Here is a 14,760-nt window from a genome sequence, read left to right as displayed (position 1 = left end):
GCCATCCCTCGTTCGCACCACTGGCTCTCAGCTTGCCCAGAGATACGGTCGGCGGGCGGTGGTGCGTTCAACGAATGGGCGAGCCGGGCCATTACTGACCCTTCTTCAAAATCAGCGAACACGTGCGCGACGGTGAATTCCGGAAAAGCGGCCGTGCGGGCGCACACCGCCTCTGAACTGGGCGGCACCGTGCAACCGTTCGTCCCCGCATTTCCACCCTCGGTGCGCGTGGCACCGGAAATACGGGGCCGACCTGCGGGTAACCCGCGGTAAATGCGGGATCTCGCCCGGGAGATCCGGGTCAGCGCAGCCCGAAGCGGTCCGCCCACGCCGTCATGTCGGTGGTCGTGGCGTTGCCTCCGCACACCACCAGCCCGATGCGGGCGTCGTCGCCCGCCCGCTCCACCACGCGGCGGGCGGCGGGCACCAGACAGCCGGCGGCCGGCTCGGTCCACACCTTGCCGTGCTCGGCGAGAGCCAGCGAACCCTCGACGGCCTCCCGGTCCGACACCACGAGCACCTCGCCGACCAGGGCCGACACATGGTCGTACGTGAGCTGTGAGACGGACGGGGCGCTGAGCGTGGTGACGACCGAGGACAGGGGCACGGGGAGCGGCCCGCCCGCCGCCAGCGCCCGCGACATGGCCTCGGCGCCCTCGGTCTCCACACCCCAGATCCGCACGTCCGGCCGTCGGGCCCGCAGCGCAGCCGCGACCCCCGCGATCAGTCCGCCGCCCCCGATGCTCACGATCACGTCGGTGAGCTCCCCGGCGTCCTCGGCGAACTCCAGCCCGACGGTGCCCTGCCCGGCGATCACCACGGGGTCGTCGAAGGGGTGCACCAGGGTCAGGCCCTCTTCCCGCAGCCGGTTCACCAGAGCGAAGGCGCTGTCCATGCCGTCGGTGAGCCGCACCAGCGCGCCCGCCCCCTCGGCGGTCTCCACGGAGCGGGCCGGTGCCGTGCGCGGCATGACCACCGTGGCCTTCACGTCGAGGGCGGCGGCCATGACCGCGACGGCGATGCCGTGGTTGCCGCCGCTGACCGCCACCACACCGGCGGCCCGCTCGGCCTCGGTCAGCGACAGCAGCTTCGCCGTCGCGCCGCGTGCCTTGAACGAGCCGGTGCGCTGGAGCAGCTCCAGCTTCGCGGTGACCGGGACCCCGAGCAGCGCGGACAGCCCCGGGCTGGGCACGGTCGGCGTGCGTACGACATGTCCGGCGATCCGCTCGGCCGCGGCTTCGATCTCGGTGATCCCGATCAAGGCAGTCATCCTTCCGGTGCGGGCGGTGATCCGCGCCCCTTCGCACCCTTTCGCGCGCCGCGCCCAAGGTCAACACGTCACCGAGGGCGCGGCTGAGCGGCGTCGCAGGTCAAGGGCGCTCAGAGGTCGCGCCGCACCAGGAAGTCCAGCAGCGTCCGCAGCTCCCGGGCCGTCTCCGCTCCCGGTGCCGCCTCGGCGAGCGCCGCCTCCGCCGCGCCGAGGCACCGGTGCGCCTCGGCCAGTGCCGCCGCCCGTCCGCCCGCCTGGTCGATCAGGGCGGCGGCCTCCTCGGGATCGGCGGCGCCGGACGCCAGCAGCGCGGCCAGCCGCCGCGCGGCCGGAAGGGGAGCGTCGAGCGCCGCCAGCACCGGGAAGGTCTTCTTCCGCTCCCGCAGGTCGCCGTGCACGGGCTTGCCGGTGACGGCCGGGTCGCCCCAGACGCCCAGCATGTCGTCGACGACCTGGAAGGCGATGCCGAGGTGCCGCCCGGCCCGGTCGAGGGCGTTGGCCGCCGACCGGTGCGCCCCGCCGAGCACGGCACCCATGGCCACCGCGCAGCCCAGCAGCGACCCCGTCTTGTGCTCGGCCATCGTCCGGTACTCGCCCGGCCGCACCCGCTCCGGGCCCGTCCACGGACGCTCGGTGAACAGCAGGTCGTCCGCCTGTCCGCATACCAGGTCGTTCAGCGCGGCGGACAGCAGACGGACCGTCCGGGGGCCCGCCGGGGCGGCGGCGAGCGTCTCGACTGCCAGGGCGAACAGCGCGTCGCCCGCGAGGACGGCGGGCCCGGTGCCGTACGCCTTCCAGACAGCGGGGCGGCGGCGCCGCGCCGGATCGCCGTCCATGATGTCGTCGTGCAGCAGTGAGAAGGCGTGCACCAGCTCCACCGCGACCGCGGCGGGCACCCCCGCCCGCCCGGACGCACCGGCCGCCTCGGCGCCCAGCACGGCGAGTGCCTGCCGTACGCCCTTGCCGCCGGAGGCGCCGACGCCGGCGGGCGCCCCGCCCACCTCGCACCACCCGAAGGAGTACGCGGCCATCTCGGCCACCCACGGGTGCAGCCGCCCCACGGCCTCCTCCAACGCGGGCCGCACCAGTGCGCGGCTGCGGCCGAGGACCTGCGGAGCGTCCACCGGCGCCGCTGTCGCCATGGTCGTCGCCGTCATCGCACGACCTCCGCCACCGTGTTGGGCTCCGCCGCCGCGTGGGTCTGCGCGCCAGTGCGGGCCCACGCCACCGCCTGGGCTTGCGCGCCCGTGTCCGCCTGCGCCACTGTGTTGGGCTTGGCCGCCGCGTGGGCCTGTGAGCCCGTGTGGGTCTGCGCGCCATTGCCCGCCTGCGCCACCGTGTTGGGTTCCGCCGCCGCGTGGGTCTGTGAGCCCGCGTGGGTCTGCGCGCCCGTGCCGGCCTGTGCCGCTGACTGGGGCTGCGCCGCCGTGTGGGTCTGCGCGCCCGTGCCGGCCTGTGCCGCTGACTGGGGCTGCGTCACCGTGTGGGTCTGCGCGCCCGTGCCGGCCTGTGCCACTGACTGGGGCTGCGTCACCGCTTGGGTCCGCGTGCCCGTGTCGGGCTGGGCGACCGCGTCGGCCTGCGTGCCCACCAGGCCGAACTCCTCCTGTGCCCGGGCCACCATCTTCCGGGCGTGCATCAGGCCGATTCCCTCCAGGACTCCGGCCAGCTCGGACAGTTCCGCGGCCGTCTCGGTGCGGTCGCGGCCCAGGCGGGCCAGTGACTTGGCCAGGCCCAGCCGGGAGAGGGCCTCCCCGCGCGGCTCGCCCATGGCACGGAACTCCGCGAGCGCCTGCTCGTAGAGGTCGCGCGCCTCGGCGTAACGCCCGGCTCGGTACAGCACGTTGCCGCGCATCTTGTGGTTGTAGGCAAGCGCGCCGGACAGCTTCATCGCCCGGCAGCCCGTCTCCGCCTCGGTGAGCAGGTCCAGCGCCCGCCCGGTGTCGCCGTCGCGCACCGAGACGACGTCGGCGAGCCCCCGCAGAGCCCAGGCGTGGCCGCGCCGGTCCTCGGCCCGGGCGGCGATCCCGGCCGCCTCCTCGAAAAGGGCGTACGCGCTGTCGTACGAGCCGGTGTTGCGGTGCATCTGGGCGATGCCCTCCAGCGCCCACACGGTGTGCCGTGCCTCGCCGCGCCGCCGGGCCTCGGCCAGCAGCTGCTCGTGCAGCAGCCCGACGGCCTCGTAGTCACCCTGGATCCGGCCGGTCTCGGCCAGTCCCGCCAGCGAGTAGCCGCGGACGACGATGTCGCCGCCGCGTTCGCCGAGATCGGCCGCGAGCCCGAGCAGCCGCCGGGCCAGCCGGAGGGCACCGCGCTGCCGGGCCAGCGTCCCGCCGCTCCACAGCGCCCAGGCCATCGCCGAGGTGTCCCCGGCCGTGCGCGCCGCCCGGTAACTCGCCTTCCACGCCCGGTCCGCCTCCCCGACCCGGCCCAGCCGGCGCTGGGCCTCGGCCACCGCGAGCCCGGAGCGCGCCGCCTCGCCGTGCCGCCCGGCGCGCTGGGCCGCCGCCAACTGCTCCGCCCCGGCGGCCAGGACATCGGTCAGCGACGAGTTGACGGAGAGGGCGGTGAGGGCCCCCTGGTACTCCGGGGCGAATGCCTTGCCGTACATGGATTCCTTTCGGTCCATACGCACGGGCGCGTGTACACCGGGAGCGAGCGCTCGGCCGCACTCGTATGCACTCCATGTATACGCGCTGTTTATAGTGCGTCGAAAGCCGGCCCTGGTCACATGGAGCGACCAGGGCGACGTCACCTGTTGCCGATCAAGACGTCGACGGAGCGGACCGGGTTGCCTCAGTGCTGCTGCGTCTTCTGCGGCGTCACCTCGCTCGGCCGCACCACGACGAAGCCCTGGCCCTGGAGATGCAGCTGCACGGCCTCGCCGGAACCGCCGCGCAGCATTGATCCGATGGACTGCGAACGGTGCAGGGAGGTCGACAGCCCGGCGGACCAGCCGACGATCGCGTCCGTGTCGACGTAGACCGGGTAGTCGGGCGAGACCGGGATGACCAGCGGGCTGCCGTCGCACACCAGCCCCAGCCTGCCGTGTCCCGTGAAGACGCTGTTGAACAGCCCGCCGCCGGTGATGCCCGCGCCCTTGACCGTGGCGATGCGGTACGACAACGAGGAGTCGAAGCAGAGGACGTTGCGGCCGTTGACCGTGAACTCGTCGCCGGGCTCCACCTCGACGATGAAGCAACTCTGCGCCTCGTGCGCGAACCAGGCCTCGCCCTGTCCGCGCACCGCCATCAGGGGCAGCCCTTCCCCGGTGACCGCGCGCTTGAGCATGCCGCCCACGCCCTGGCCCTTGCGCTCGAACTGGAGGTTGCCGCGATAGGCGACCATCGCCCCCTGCCGGGCCAGCATGTCGCCGTTCACCGTGTAACGGATGCACTTGGAGTTCTCGACGGTCATGCCCGGCGCCGTGGCGGGCTGCACCATGTGCTCGCTGGAAAAGAGGTCACCCTTCATACGGGCATCCTGGCCCGGAGTGCGCCGTTCCGCCAAGATCGTGCGCGAGGAGCCGTGTTCAGCCGCCGAAGAGCTGGGTCCAGTACGTCCCCGCCCGGCCGCCGCCGGCGAGACCGATGCCGGTGTGGGTGAAGTCGCCCTTGAGGATGTTGGCGCGGTGCCCCGGGCTGTTCATCCAGCCCTCCACCACGTCGGCGGGGGAACGCTGGCCGCAGGCTATGTTCTCGCCGACCGTGCGCCGAGTGGCGCCCGCGGCGGCGGCCCGGTCCTGGGGCTTGCCGCCGTTCGGATCGGTGTGCGAATAGAAGTCGCGGGCGACCATGTCCGCGCTGTGCGCCTGGGCCGCGTGGGTCAGCCGGGCGTCGACGGCCAGGGCGGGCAGGCCCGCCCTGATCCGCTCCCGGTTGGTGAGCTCGACGACCTCGGCCGTCGTACGGACCAGGCCGTCCGGGGTGAACGGTACGGCCCACAGAGCGGTCCAGTACGTGTCGCCCGAGGGCCCGTCGGTGACGTACGCCCAACCGGCGTGCGTGAAGGCGGCGCCGCGCAGCGTGCGCCGGGTCCGCTCGGTGCGCAGGCAGTACGCGACGAACTCGGTGGGCGTGCGCGGGCCGGAGACCAGGTGCTCGCCGACGGTGAGATACGCGTACCCGGCGGCGACGACGCGCTGGTGGACGGAGACGCCGTCCCGGGTCTCGACGCTCAGCGTGCCCGCGGCGGCCATGGCGGCGGCGTGGGCCCGGGCCGCGGAGACCAGGCGTGCGTCGGCGGTGACGGGGCCCGAACCGGCCGTGGCCCGGGCGGAGTTGACCAGGCCGAGAAGGCCGTCGGTGTCTGCGGGAGGTGGTGGTGCGGAGGCGACGCGGGGCGCGGTCGGTGCCCGGTCGTCGGGCGCCGGGGCGTCGGCGACGACCTCCACCCCGAAGTCCCGGGCGAGACCGGCGAGTCCGTCGGCGTACCCCTGCCCCAGAGCACGCAACTTCCAGTTCTCGCCACGCCGGTAGAACTCCGCGAGCAGCAGCACGGTCTCCTGCCGGGGGCGTGGCGGCGTGAACCGGGTCAGCGCTCGGCCGCGTGCGTCGGTGACGTGAAGCGTGGGGGACGGGAGGTCGCCCAGGGCGGCCCCGGGATCCGAGGGGCTCACCGCCACCGTCACCCGGGTGGCGCCGGGGCGCAGCCGTGCGGGATCGACGGTGAGCGTGTCGTCCCGCAACCGGGCGCCGGGTGCCTCCGGCTGGTTGTAGAAGACGAAGTCGCCGTCGCCGCCCACCTTTCCGCCGCCGTCCGTCACGAGCGCCGACACGTCGAAGGCACCGGGCACCCGCACGCTCACGGGGCCGGCCGGCAGGGGGACGTTGCCCCCGGGGACCAAATCGCTCATCGTGCCGCCCTGTGTCGTGGTCTCGCTCCGGTAGAGGTGTCGGTGCCGGGTCAACGACCGCCGTACACCGGGGGTTCCCGCGGCCGGGACGTCCGCCCCGAGCCGGGGAGGACGCCGGCCGGTGTCCGTACCGAGCCGGAAGTCAGGTCGAAGTCGTCGGTTCGGGCGTGATCAGGCCCTGTCGGTAGGCGATCGCCACCGCCTCCGTGCGGCTCGCCGCCGCCAGCTTGGCCAGGATGTTGGAGACGTGGACGCTCGCCGTCTTGGCGCTGATGAACAGCTCCTCGCCGATCTGGCGGTTGCTGCGGCCGAGGGCGAGCAACCGCAGCACATCCCGCTCACGGGCGGTGAGCACCGGCGCACGGTCGCCGGCACCTCGTCCAGGGTCCGGGTCTTGCCGACCCCGGCGCCCCCGGCGATCAGCACGGCGCGCGCCTCGCCGGAACGGGCGCGCTCCAGTGCGCCGGTGCGGCGCGCGAGTTCGGCCTCGCGACCGACGAGCGGGCTGCTGAAGGAGGTCTGCTGCACGACGCCCATCCTGGCAGGCGCCTCCGACAGCCCCGCGCGGGCAAGGGCGCCGGGCGGCGCCGCTCGGTCACGCCGTCGTCGCGCAGCCGGGCCGCACACCGGACGGCTCCGCCCGACCGGGCCGCACACCGGACGGCTCCGCCCGACCGGGCCGCACACCGGACGGCTCCGCCCGACCGGGCCGCCGGACCGGGGCCCCGTCACCGCACCGGTCTGCCGTCCACCGCAGGTCCGATCGCCGGGCCCCGCTCAGAGAGCCGGAAACCGCCACCCGGGGCCGGAGACCGCCCCGAGGGCCCAGCGTGCGGACGCCCGCCTCGAGGTCATCAGGGCGGCGTAGGGAAGACTGGCCCCATGGACGTGACCGCGACACAGGGAGGGACCCGCATGACGCGCCCGATCACGGCAGGGGTCGACGGCTCGGAGGAGAGCCTGGCCGCACTGGCCTGGGCCGCGAGGGAGGCGGACCGCCGCGGAACACCGCTGCACGTCGTGCACGCCTGGCGGTTCCAGACGCTGGACGCGGCGGGCGCGGGGGACCGGGACGCGCAGGAGCGGTGGGCGCGGGACTCGGTCGCCGAGTCGGTGCGCGCCGTCACCGAGCGGCATCCGGACCTCACGGTGTCCACCGAGATCCGCGAGGCCGACGACGCCGTCGCCGTACTGCTCGCCGCCGCGGCCGACGCCGAGACGCTGGTGCTCGGCTCGCGCGGCCACGGGGCGGTCGTCGGCTTCCTGCTCGGCTCCGTGGGCCAGCAGGTGATCGCCGAGACGAACCGCCCCGTCGTCCTCGTACGGGCCGGGGGCGAGGCCGCCGGCCGCGAGGTCGTCGTGGGACAGCAGGGGGATCCGGAGGACAGCGCCGACGTGATCGGCTTCGCCTTCGAGGCGGCCGCCGCCCGCGGTGCCGCCGTGCGTGCCGTCCGGGCCTGGGCCCTGCCGACGGTGTTCACCTACAGCCCGGGCTCGATGCGGCTCGCCGACGAGGCCGGGGGCCTGGAGCAGTACGAGAGGAAGGCGCTCGGCGAGGCGCTCGGACCGTGGCGCGAGCGCTTCCCCGACGTCCCGGTGATCGAGCACGTGGAGATGGGCAGCGCGGGGCAGGTGCTGCTGTCGGTGGCCGCGGGCGCCCAGCTGGTGGTCGTCGGCCGCCGCGCCCGCCGTACGGCCGTCGGCGCCCGGATCGGCTCGGTGGCGCACGGTGTGCTGCACCACGCGGACTGCCCGGTGGCGGTGGTCCCGCACACGTGACGGACCGGTACGCCGCTCAGTCCGCCGTGGGCTGCAGGGTCTCCCGGGCCTTGGGCAGGATGTTCTCGATGTAGTCGACGACGGCCGTGTCGAGGCCGATGTCGTGCTGGGCCCGCTCGGACAGGTACCAGCGGTGCTCCAGCAGTTCGTGGTAGATCTCGGCCGGGTCCATCGCGCCGCGCAGCTCCACCGGCACCGCCCGCACGGTGGGCCGGAAGACCTCGCGCACCCAGCGGTGGGCGAGGACCTCCGGGCGGGCACCGAGGGGGTCGCCCGGGGCGTAGTCGTCCTGGGTGGCCATCCAGCTCTCCAGGTCGTTGAGCAGCCGCCTGGCCTGGTTCTCCTCGGCGTCCAGGCCCGTCAGGCGCAACAACTGGCGCTGGTGGTGGCCCGCGTCGACGACCTTGGGGACGAAGGTGACCGTGTCGCCGTTGGAGGCGTGCTCGATCTGCATCTCGGCCACGTCGAAGCCGAGGTCGTTGAGCCGCCGGATCCGGCGCTCGATGTAGTGGTACTTGCCCGCCGGATAGACGGAGGTGCGGGTCAGCTCCTCCCACAGGCTCCGGTAGCGGGCGCAGATCTCCATGCCGAAGTCGATCGGGTCGACGGAGGGGTGAAGCGCCCCCGACGCCTCCAGGTCCAGCAGCTCACCGCTGATGTTCACCCGGGCGAGGTCGAGGTCGTAGTCGCGCTGCCCGGGGCTGAGCCGAGGATGCAGTTCACCGGTCTCGGCGTCCACCAGGTACGCGGCGTAGGCGCCCGCGTCGCGCCGGAAGAGCGTGTTGGACAGCGAGCAGTCGCCCCAGGCGAAGCCGGCCAGGTGCAGCCGGACCAGCAGCACGGCCAGGGCGTCCATCAGACGGTGCATGGTCGCCGGGCGCAGCGTCGTCTCGAACATCGACCGGTACGGCAGCGAGCCGCCGAGGTGCCGGGTGACCAGCACCGGCTCCAGCGCCTCGCCGGCGGCGCCGGTGCGGCCGGTGACCACGGCCAGCGCGTCCACCGCGGGGATGGCGAGCCGGTCCAGGTCGCGCAGCAGCTGGTACTCGCGCAGCGCGGGCCGTTCGGCCAGTTCCTTGACGGCGATCACCTCGTCCCCGGCCCGGGCGTAGCGGACGACGTGGCGGGAGATGCCGCGGGGCAGCGGCACGAGGTATTCCTCGGGCCACTCCTCCAGGGGCGTCTGCCACGGCAGTTCGAGCAGGAGCGCGGGGTGCTCCGGATTGGTGGCGCTGATCTGCAAGGCCATGCCCCGACTCTAGAACGCCCGTTCCTGCGCCTGTCGGGCGGCTTCCTTCACGGGGCCGCGGTGGACGGGCCCGTGCCCGGGCAGCAGGACGTCGCCGTCCAGCCCCGCCAGGACGTCGAGGGACGTCACGGTGCGTGCCAGGTCGTGGTGGAACATGCCGGGCAGCAGTTGCGGGCCCGCGATCCGGGAGGTGGCGTGCCCGCTCACCAGCGCGTCGCCGGAGATCACCACCCCGGCGTCGGGGAGGTGGTAGGCGCAGTGCCCGTCGGTGTGTCCGGGGGTGTGCACCGGCACGGGCCGGCCGGGAAGGTCCAGGGCGCCGTCGGCCGGGAAGGGCTCCGGCGCGGACACCGGGTGCTGCTCGGTGCCGCCGGAGCGGAGCACGTGCACCGCCCAGCGCAGTACGCCCGGCCGCCAGGCGTTGCCGAGGACCGTGCCGACCGACACCTGCTGGAGGAAGTCCCGCCGGACGTGGGGCACCTCGGCCTCGTGGAGGAGCACCGGGGTGCCGTGGGCGGCGCGCAGATACTCGGCCGAGCCCAGGTGGTCGTTGTGCGCGTGGGTGATCAGCACCGCCTCGACCGCCTCGGGTGAGCTCCCGACGACGGCCAGGGAGTCGAGCAGGAGCTGCCGGTCGCCGGGGTAGCCGGTGTCGACCAGGGTCACCGCGTCGCCGTCGGTGAGGAGGACCCAGTTGGTGTGGCCGCCGTGCACCAGGTAGGTGTCGTCGGCGACTTGCCGTACGTCCGCGCGCATGGTGGTCTCCCGCCTTCCAGGTGGTTGCCCGACAGGACAGCCAACCAGACACGGCAGCCGAAAGGGCCGCACGGCCCTCGGCGCACGCCGCCGCACGGCCCTCGGCGCACGCCGCCGCACGGCCCTCGGCGCACGCCGCCGCACGGGCCTCAGCGCACGCCGCCGCACGGGCCTCAGCGCACGCCGTGCGGGCGGAACTGGACGCTGACGCGTGGGCCCGCGGCGCGGGTGCTCTTGGGGACGCAGTGCTCCCAGGTGCGCTGGCAGGATCCGCCCATCACGATCAGGTCGCCGTGGCCCAGCGGCCGGCGTACCGTGTCGCCGCCCCCGCCCGCCGGGCGCAGCAGCAGGTCCCGCGGAGCGCCGACGGAGAGGATGGCGACCATCGTGTCCTGGCGCGCGCCTCTTCCGATCCGGTCGCCGTGCCAGGCGACGCTGTCCCGGCCGTCGCGGTAGTGGCACAGGCCGGCGGTGGTGAACGGCTCGCCCAGCTCCTGGGCGTAGTGCGCGGACAGCGCGTCGCGCGCCTCGGTCAGCAGCGGGTGCGGCAGCGTGTCGCCCTCGCCGTAGAACGCGAGCAGGCGGGGCACGTCGACCACCTGGTCGTACATGGCCCGTCGCTCGGCGCGCCACGGGACGTCGGCGGCCAGCCGCTCGAACAGCGCGTCGGCGCCGCCCAGCCACCCGGGGAGCAGGTCGATCCAGGCCCCGGAGCCCAGGTGGGTGCGGTGCAGCCCGGCGAGCGGGCCGAGCCGGGCCTCGTCCGTCTGGTCGAAGAGCGAGCCCTGGAGGTGCGTGGTCATGGCATCAGCGTACTCCTCATTCGAAAATGTGTTCTATGCGTGTCACGCGCTGCGTCACACCCCTTCGGATACGCCGGTGTATCCGATACATTCGCGAATCGAACGGAGGAGGTCCGGAGGCGGTGGTGAGGGCGACGGCCGGGCGCGTGACCAGGCGCCGCGCGCGCACCCGCGCGAACCTCCTGGACGCGGCCTTCGCGGTGTTCGGCGCCAAGGGATTCGGCCGGGTGTCGATCGAGGAGGTCTGCGAGGCCGCCGGATACAGCCGGGGCGCCTTCTACTCGAACTTCGACAGTCTGGACGAGTTGTTCTTCGCCCTCTACCGCGAACGGGCCGACCTGATCGCGGAGCAGGTGTCCGGCGCCCTCGCGCTGGACGGTCCGGACCTGGACGTCCCCGCCGCCGTGGACCGAGTCACCGAGGTGCTGCTCCTGGACCGGGACTGGCTCCTGGTGAAGACGGACTTCCTGGTGCACGCCGCGCGCGACCCGGCCGTGGCGCGGACTCTGCTGGAGCACCGGGCGCGGCTCAGACGTGCGATCGCCGACCGGCTCGCCGGTGCGCGGGGGGACGCGACCCTGCCCGCCGTGCTGGGCGGCGCCGACGGCGCCGCGCACGCCGTGGTCGCCGCGTACGACGGAGTCACCACCCAACTGCTCCTGGACCGGGACGTCGAGCACGCCAGAGCCTGGCTGGGGCAGCTGCTCACCGCACTGCTCGCCGGGGGCGGCGGGACCACTCGAACCCAATGACGCGACACCACTCGAACCCAACGACACGGAACAGGAAGGGACGGTCGCCATGGATGCCGACGTCATCGTGGTCGGAGCGGGCCTGGCCGGACTGGTCGCGGCCCACGAACTGACCAGCAGGGGCAGGAGGGTCGCCCTCGTCGACCAGGAGAACGCGGCCAACCTCGGCGGGCAGGCCTTCTGGTCCTTCGGCGGCCTCTTCCTCGTCGATTCCCCCGAGCAGCGCCGCCTCGGTGTCAAGGACTCCTTCGACCTGGCCTGGAACGACTGGCAGGGCAGCGCGGGCTTCGACCGGACCGAGGACGAGGACTCCTGGGCCGTGCGCTGGGCCCGGGCGTACGTCGAGTGGGCGGCGGGGGAGAAGCGGTCCTGGCTCGCGGGACACGGCATCACCTTCCTGCCCACCGTCGGCTGGGCGGAGCGCGGCGACCTCCGGGCCGGCGGGCACGGCAACTCCGTGCCCCGCTTCCACATCGCCTGGGGCACCGGCACAGGCGTCGTCGAACCGTTCGTGGCCCACGCCAAGCAGGCCGTGCGCGACGGGCTGCTCACCCTCCACCACCGCCATCGCGTCGACCACCTGGTCGTCGAGGACGGCACCGCGCGCGGCGTGCGCGGCACGGTACTGGCCGAGGACCACTCGCCCCGCGGAGTCGCCTCCAACCGCGACGCCGTCGGCGAGTTCGAACTCACCGCCCAGGCCGTGATCGTCACCTCGGGGGGCATCGGCGCCGACCACGACATCGTCCGCCGCCACTGGCCGGAGCGCCTCGGCACCGCGCCCGCCGAGATGGTCACCGGCGTCCCCGCCTACGTCGACGGGCGGATGCTCGACATCAGCGCCGAGGCGGGCGCACGCCTGGTCAACCGCGACCGCATGTGGCACTACACCGAGGGCGTGCGCAACTGGGACCCGATCTGGCCCGGCCACGGCATCCGCATCCTGCCCGGACCGTCCTCGATGTGGTTCGACGCCCTGGGCCGCCGTCTGCCGGAGCCCTGCCTGCCCGGCTACGACACCCTCGGCACCCTCCGGCACCTGCGCACGGCCGATGACCTCGCGGGCCACGACCACTCCTGGTTCATCCTCACCCAGAAGATCATCGAGAAGGAGTTCGCGCTCTCCGGATCCGAGCAGAACCCCGACATCACCGCCAAGGACCGCGCCGGGTTCCTGCGCGAACGCCTCCTCGGCAAGGGCGCGCCGGGCCCGGTGGACGCCTTCCTGCGCAAGGGCGCCGACTTCGTGTCCGCGCCGAACCTGGAGCAACTGGTCGACAAGATGAACGGGCTGACCGACAAGCCTCTCCTGGACGCCGCCTTGATCCGGCGCCAGATCGAGGCCCGCGACCTCCAGATGGCCAACCCCTATGCCAAGGACGCCCAGGTCCAGGGCATCCGCAACGCCCGCCGCTACATCGGCGACCGACTCGGCAGGGTCGCCACGCCGCACCGCATCCTCGACCCGGCGGCGGGCCCGCTGATCGGGGTCAAGCTGCACGTCCTCACCCGCAAGACCCTCGGCGGCATACAGACGGACCTCGACTCCCGCGCCCTGGGTGCCGACGGCACACCCGTCGAGGGCCTGTACGCGGCCGGTGAGGTGGCCGGCTTCGGCGGCGGCGGGGTACACGGCTACAACGCGCTGGAGGGCACCTTCCTCGGCGGGTGCCTGTTCTCCGGGCGGGCGGCGGGCCGGGCCGCGGCGCGGCAGACCGGCTGATCGAAGGACGCGACTCGCCTGCTTCCCCGGCTCCTCCGTCTCCTCACGCCTCGTCGAGGAGACGGAGGGGCACGGCGGCATGGCTCTCCTCGGGCGACTTGGACGCCGTGAGCAGGGTCACGTCCCCCTCGCGCGCCAGTTCCCGTACGTGGCCGAGGAGTTCGGACGCGCCTCCGGGGCGGCCGGCTCCACGTCCGGGTGCCGGAGGTGACGGGGTCGCACCGCAATCAGCCGGACTTCCTGCGCACGGCCTCGCGCCGCTTGAGCGCACGGCGTTCCAACTCACTGGTGCCGCCCCAGACGCCGATGGTCTGCCCCGTGTCGAGTGCCCAGCGCAGACACTGCTCCTGGACCGGGCAGCGCCGGCAGACCGTCTTCGCCTGCTCGGTCTGCAAAGCGGCCGGGCCGGTGGTGCCGATCGGGAAGAACAGGTCGGGGTCCTCCGTGCGGCACGCGGCGTGCTCTCGCCAGTTGTCCATCAAAGTCACCTGCGATCGGTATCGTTCGCGCCCTCGTGAATGCCTTACTCCGTTGCGGGTGACCTGTCGGCAGCGGAGTGAAACCGGCGCCGCGCCTTCGGTCGTGCCGTCGTGCCTACCTCCGCAGCTCTTCCCGCGCCGCCGCCGCCACCGCCTCGGCCACCGTCGCCAGCGCCGGGGAGTCGAGCTTCCACTGCTGCCAGTACAGCGGGACGTCCACCGCCAGATCCGGGGCGAACTCGACGAGCCGCCCGCCGCGCAGCAGCGGTTCCGCCTGCGGTTCGGGCACCATGCCCCAGCCCAGGCCGGCGGCGACCGACTCGGCGAAGCCCTCCGAGGTCGGCACGTAGTGCCGCGCGGAACCCGCGCCGTCGTGACCGAGGCGCCGCGCGAAACCGTCCTGGAAGTCGTCCCGCCGGTCGAAGATCACCACCGGCGCCTCGACGAGCAACTCCCGCAGGGGTCCGTCCAGATGCCGCTCGGCGAAACCGGGGTTGGCGCAGGGGAGGTACCGCATCCGGCCCAGGTATCGGACGGTGCAGCCGGGAACGGGGTCGGGCGACGAGGTCACCGCCGCCATCACCACGCCCTCCCGCAGCAGGGTCGCCGTGTGGTCCTCGTCCTCGCGGCGCAGTTCGAAACAGAGCCGCGGCTCCCGGGGCACCCGCGTGAGGGCGCCCAGGAACCAGGTCGCGAGCGAGTCGGCGTTGACGGCGACCGAGACCCGCGTCGGTTCCCCGGCCCCGCTCAGTCCCAGCTCGGCGTACGCGTCCCGCTCCAGCCGGGCCACCTGGCGGGCCAGCCGCACCAGCACGGCGCCGGAATCCGTCGGCCGTACCGGCTTGGTGCGCAGCAGCAGCACCCGGCCGGTGCGCTGCTCCAGCGCCTTCACCCGCTGGCTGACCGCGGACGGTGTCACGTGCAGCGCCGCGGCGGCCGCGTCGAAGGTGCCCTCGTCCACCACGGCCAGCAGCGTCCGTACCTGGTCGAGCGGAAGATCCGCGAAGGCGGCCGTGGCCATTCCCGTCGTGCCGGTCATCCCGTCATCATGTCATCAGGTCATCACGAACACTAAGGATACGTAAGAATCTTTA

At 73.7% G+C, this 14,760-nt stretch carries 13 protein-coding genes and 3 pseudogenes; 3 read left to right on the top strand and 13 right to left on the bottom strand.

What is annotated here, in order from left to right; all coding sequences use genetic code 11:
• Positions 1 to 301 precede the first annotated feature (301 nt).
• The 7 genes and pseudogenes from ACIQ1J_RS31635 to ACIQ1J_RS31605 all read right to left on the bottom strand — a co-directional run.
• Positions 302 to 1,261, bottom strand: a complete 960-nt coding sequence (locus ACIQ1J_RS31635) for a threonine/serine dehydratase (RefSeq protein WP_403562248.1) — start codon at positions 1,259 to 1,261, stop codon at positions 302 to 304.
• Positions 1,262 to 1,380: 119 nt separating this feature from the next.
• Positions 1,381 to 2,427: a polyprenyl synthetase family protein gene (locus tag ACIQ1J_RS31630; protein ID WP_403562246.1), complete on the bottom strand. Its 1,047-nt coding sequence runs from the start codon at positions 2,425 to 2,427 to the stop codon at positions 1,381 to 1,383.
• Between the two features lie 434 nt (positions 2,428 to 2,861).
• Positions 2,862 to 3,881: pseudogene (locus ACIQ1J_RS31625) on the bottom strand (tetratricopeptide repeat protein); the annotation flags it as partial.
• 185 nt (positions 3,882 to 4,066) lie between these two features.
• Entirely contained in the window at positions 4,067 to 4,744 is a 678-nt protein-coding gene (locus tag ACIQ1J_RS31620) for an AIM24 family protein (protein WP_403562244.1), read from the bottom strand.
• Positions 4,745 to 4,802: 58 nt separating this feature from the next.
• A complete protein-coding gene (locus tag ACIQ1J_RS31615) occupies positions 4,803 to 6,125 on the bottom strand; it encodes a CAP domain-containing protein (protein ID WP_403562242.1) in 1,323 nt (440 codons plus the stop codon).
• A 142-nt stretch (positions 6,126 to 6,267) separates the two neighbouring features.
• Entirely contained in the window at positions 6,268 to 6,480 is a 213-nt protein-coding gene (locus ACIQ1J_RS31610) for a response regulator transcription factor (RefSeq protein WP_403562240.1), read from the bottom strand.
• Positions 6,481 to 6,539: 59 nt separating this feature from the next.
• Positions 6,540 to 6,662: pseudogene (locus tag ACIQ1J_RS31605) on the bottom strand (hypothetical protein); the annotation flags it as partial.
• A gap of 378 nt (positions 6,663 to 7,040) precedes the next feature.
• Here ACIQ1J_RS31605 and ACIQ1J_RS31600 point away from each other — a divergent pair.
• Positions 7,041 to 7,904 (top strand): universal stress protein, encoded by an 864-nt coding sequence (locus ACIQ1J_RS31600; protein ID WP_403562238.1) that lies wholly within the window; start codon positions 7,041 to 7,043, stop codon positions 7,902 to 7,904.
• A gap of 16 nt (positions 7,905 to 7,920) precedes the next feature.
• Here ACIQ1J_RS31600 and ACIQ1J_RS31595 read toward each other — a convergent pair whose 3' ends face one another.
• The 3 genes from ACIQ1J_RS31595 to ACIQ1J_RS31585 form a co-directional block, all read right to left on the bottom strand.
• A complete protein-coding gene (locus ACIQ1J_RS31595) occupies positions 7,921 to 9,153 on the bottom strand; it encodes a DUF4032 domain-containing protein (protein WP_403562236.1) in 1,233 nt (410 codons plus the stop codon).
• 9 nt (positions 9,154 to 9,162) lie between these two features.
• Positions 9,163 to 9,909, bottom strand: a complete 747-nt coding sequence (locus ACIQ1J_RS31590; RefSeq protein ID WP_403562234.1) for an MBL fold metallo-hydrolase — start codon at positions 9,907 to 9,909, stop codon at positions 9,163 to 9,165.
• A gap of 173 nt (positions 9,910 to 10,082) precedes the next feature.
• Positions 10,083 to 10,712, bottom strand: coding sequence for an alpha-ketoglutarate-dependent dioxygenase AlkB (locus ACIQ1J_RS31585; RefSeq protein WP_403562232.1), 630 nt, complete (start codon positions 10,710 to 10,712; stop codon positions 10,083 to 10,085).
• Positions 10,713 to 10,858: 146 nt separating this feature from the next.
• On the opposite strand from ACIQ1J_RS31585, the gene ACIQ1J_RS31580 reads away from it, so the two are divergent.
• Together ACIQ1J_RS31580 and ACIQ1J_RS31575 are read left to right on the top strand one after the other, a co-directional pair.
• Entirely contained in the window at positions 10,859 to 11,464 is a 606-nt protein-coding gene (locus ACIQ1J_RS31580) for a TetR/AcrR family transcriptional regulator (protein WP_403562230.1), read from the top strand.
• A gap of 49 nt (positions 11,465 to 11,513) precedes the next feature.
• Positions 11,514 to 13,187 carry an FAD-binding dehydrogenase gene (locus ACIQ1J_RS31575; RefSeq protein ID WP_403562228.1) on the top strand — a complete coding sequence of 558 codons (1,674 nt, stop codon included), beginning with the start codon at positions 11,514 to 11,516 and terminating at the stop codon, positions 13,185 to 13,187.
• A 43-nt stretch (positions 13,188 to 13,230) separates the two neighbouring features.
• Here the strand turns inward: ACIQ1J_RS31575 and ACIQ1J_RS31570 are convergent.
• The 3 genes and pseudogenes from ACIQ1J_RS31570 to ACIQ1J_RS31560 all read right to left on the bottom strand — a co-directional run.
• Positions 13,231 to 13,356: pseudogene (locus tag ACIQ1J_RS31570) on the bottom strand (DUF488 domain-containing protein); the annotation flags it as partial.
• A 58-nt stretch (positions 13,357 to 13,414) separates the two neighbouring features.
• The gene (locus ACIQ1J_RS31565) at positions 13,415 to 13,666 is read right to left on the bottom strand and encodes a WhiB family transcriptional regulator (RefSeq protein WP_210960834.1); all 252 of its coding nucleotides are present in this window, start codon (positions 13,664 to 13,666) and stop codon (positions 13,415 to 13,417) included.
• Positions 13,667 to 13,781: 115 nt separating this feature from the next.
• On the bottom strand, positions 13,782 to 14,705 hold the full coding sequence (locus ACIQ1J_RS31560) for a LysR family transcriptional regulator ArgP (RefSeq protein WP_403562225.1): 924 nt from the start codon (positions 14,703 to 14,705) through the stop codon (positions 13,782 to 13,784).
• Between the last annotated feature and the right edge of the window lie 55 nt (positions 14,706 to 14,760).

Origin of the sequence: Streptomyces sp. NPDC097107 (assembly GCF_044762405.1) — a bacterium.
Lineage (GTDB): Bacteria > Actinomycetota > Actinomycetes > Streptomycetales > Streptomycetaceae > Streptomyces > Streptomyces thinghirensis.
This window is presented reverse-complemented; position numbering and strand designations above follow the sequence as displayed.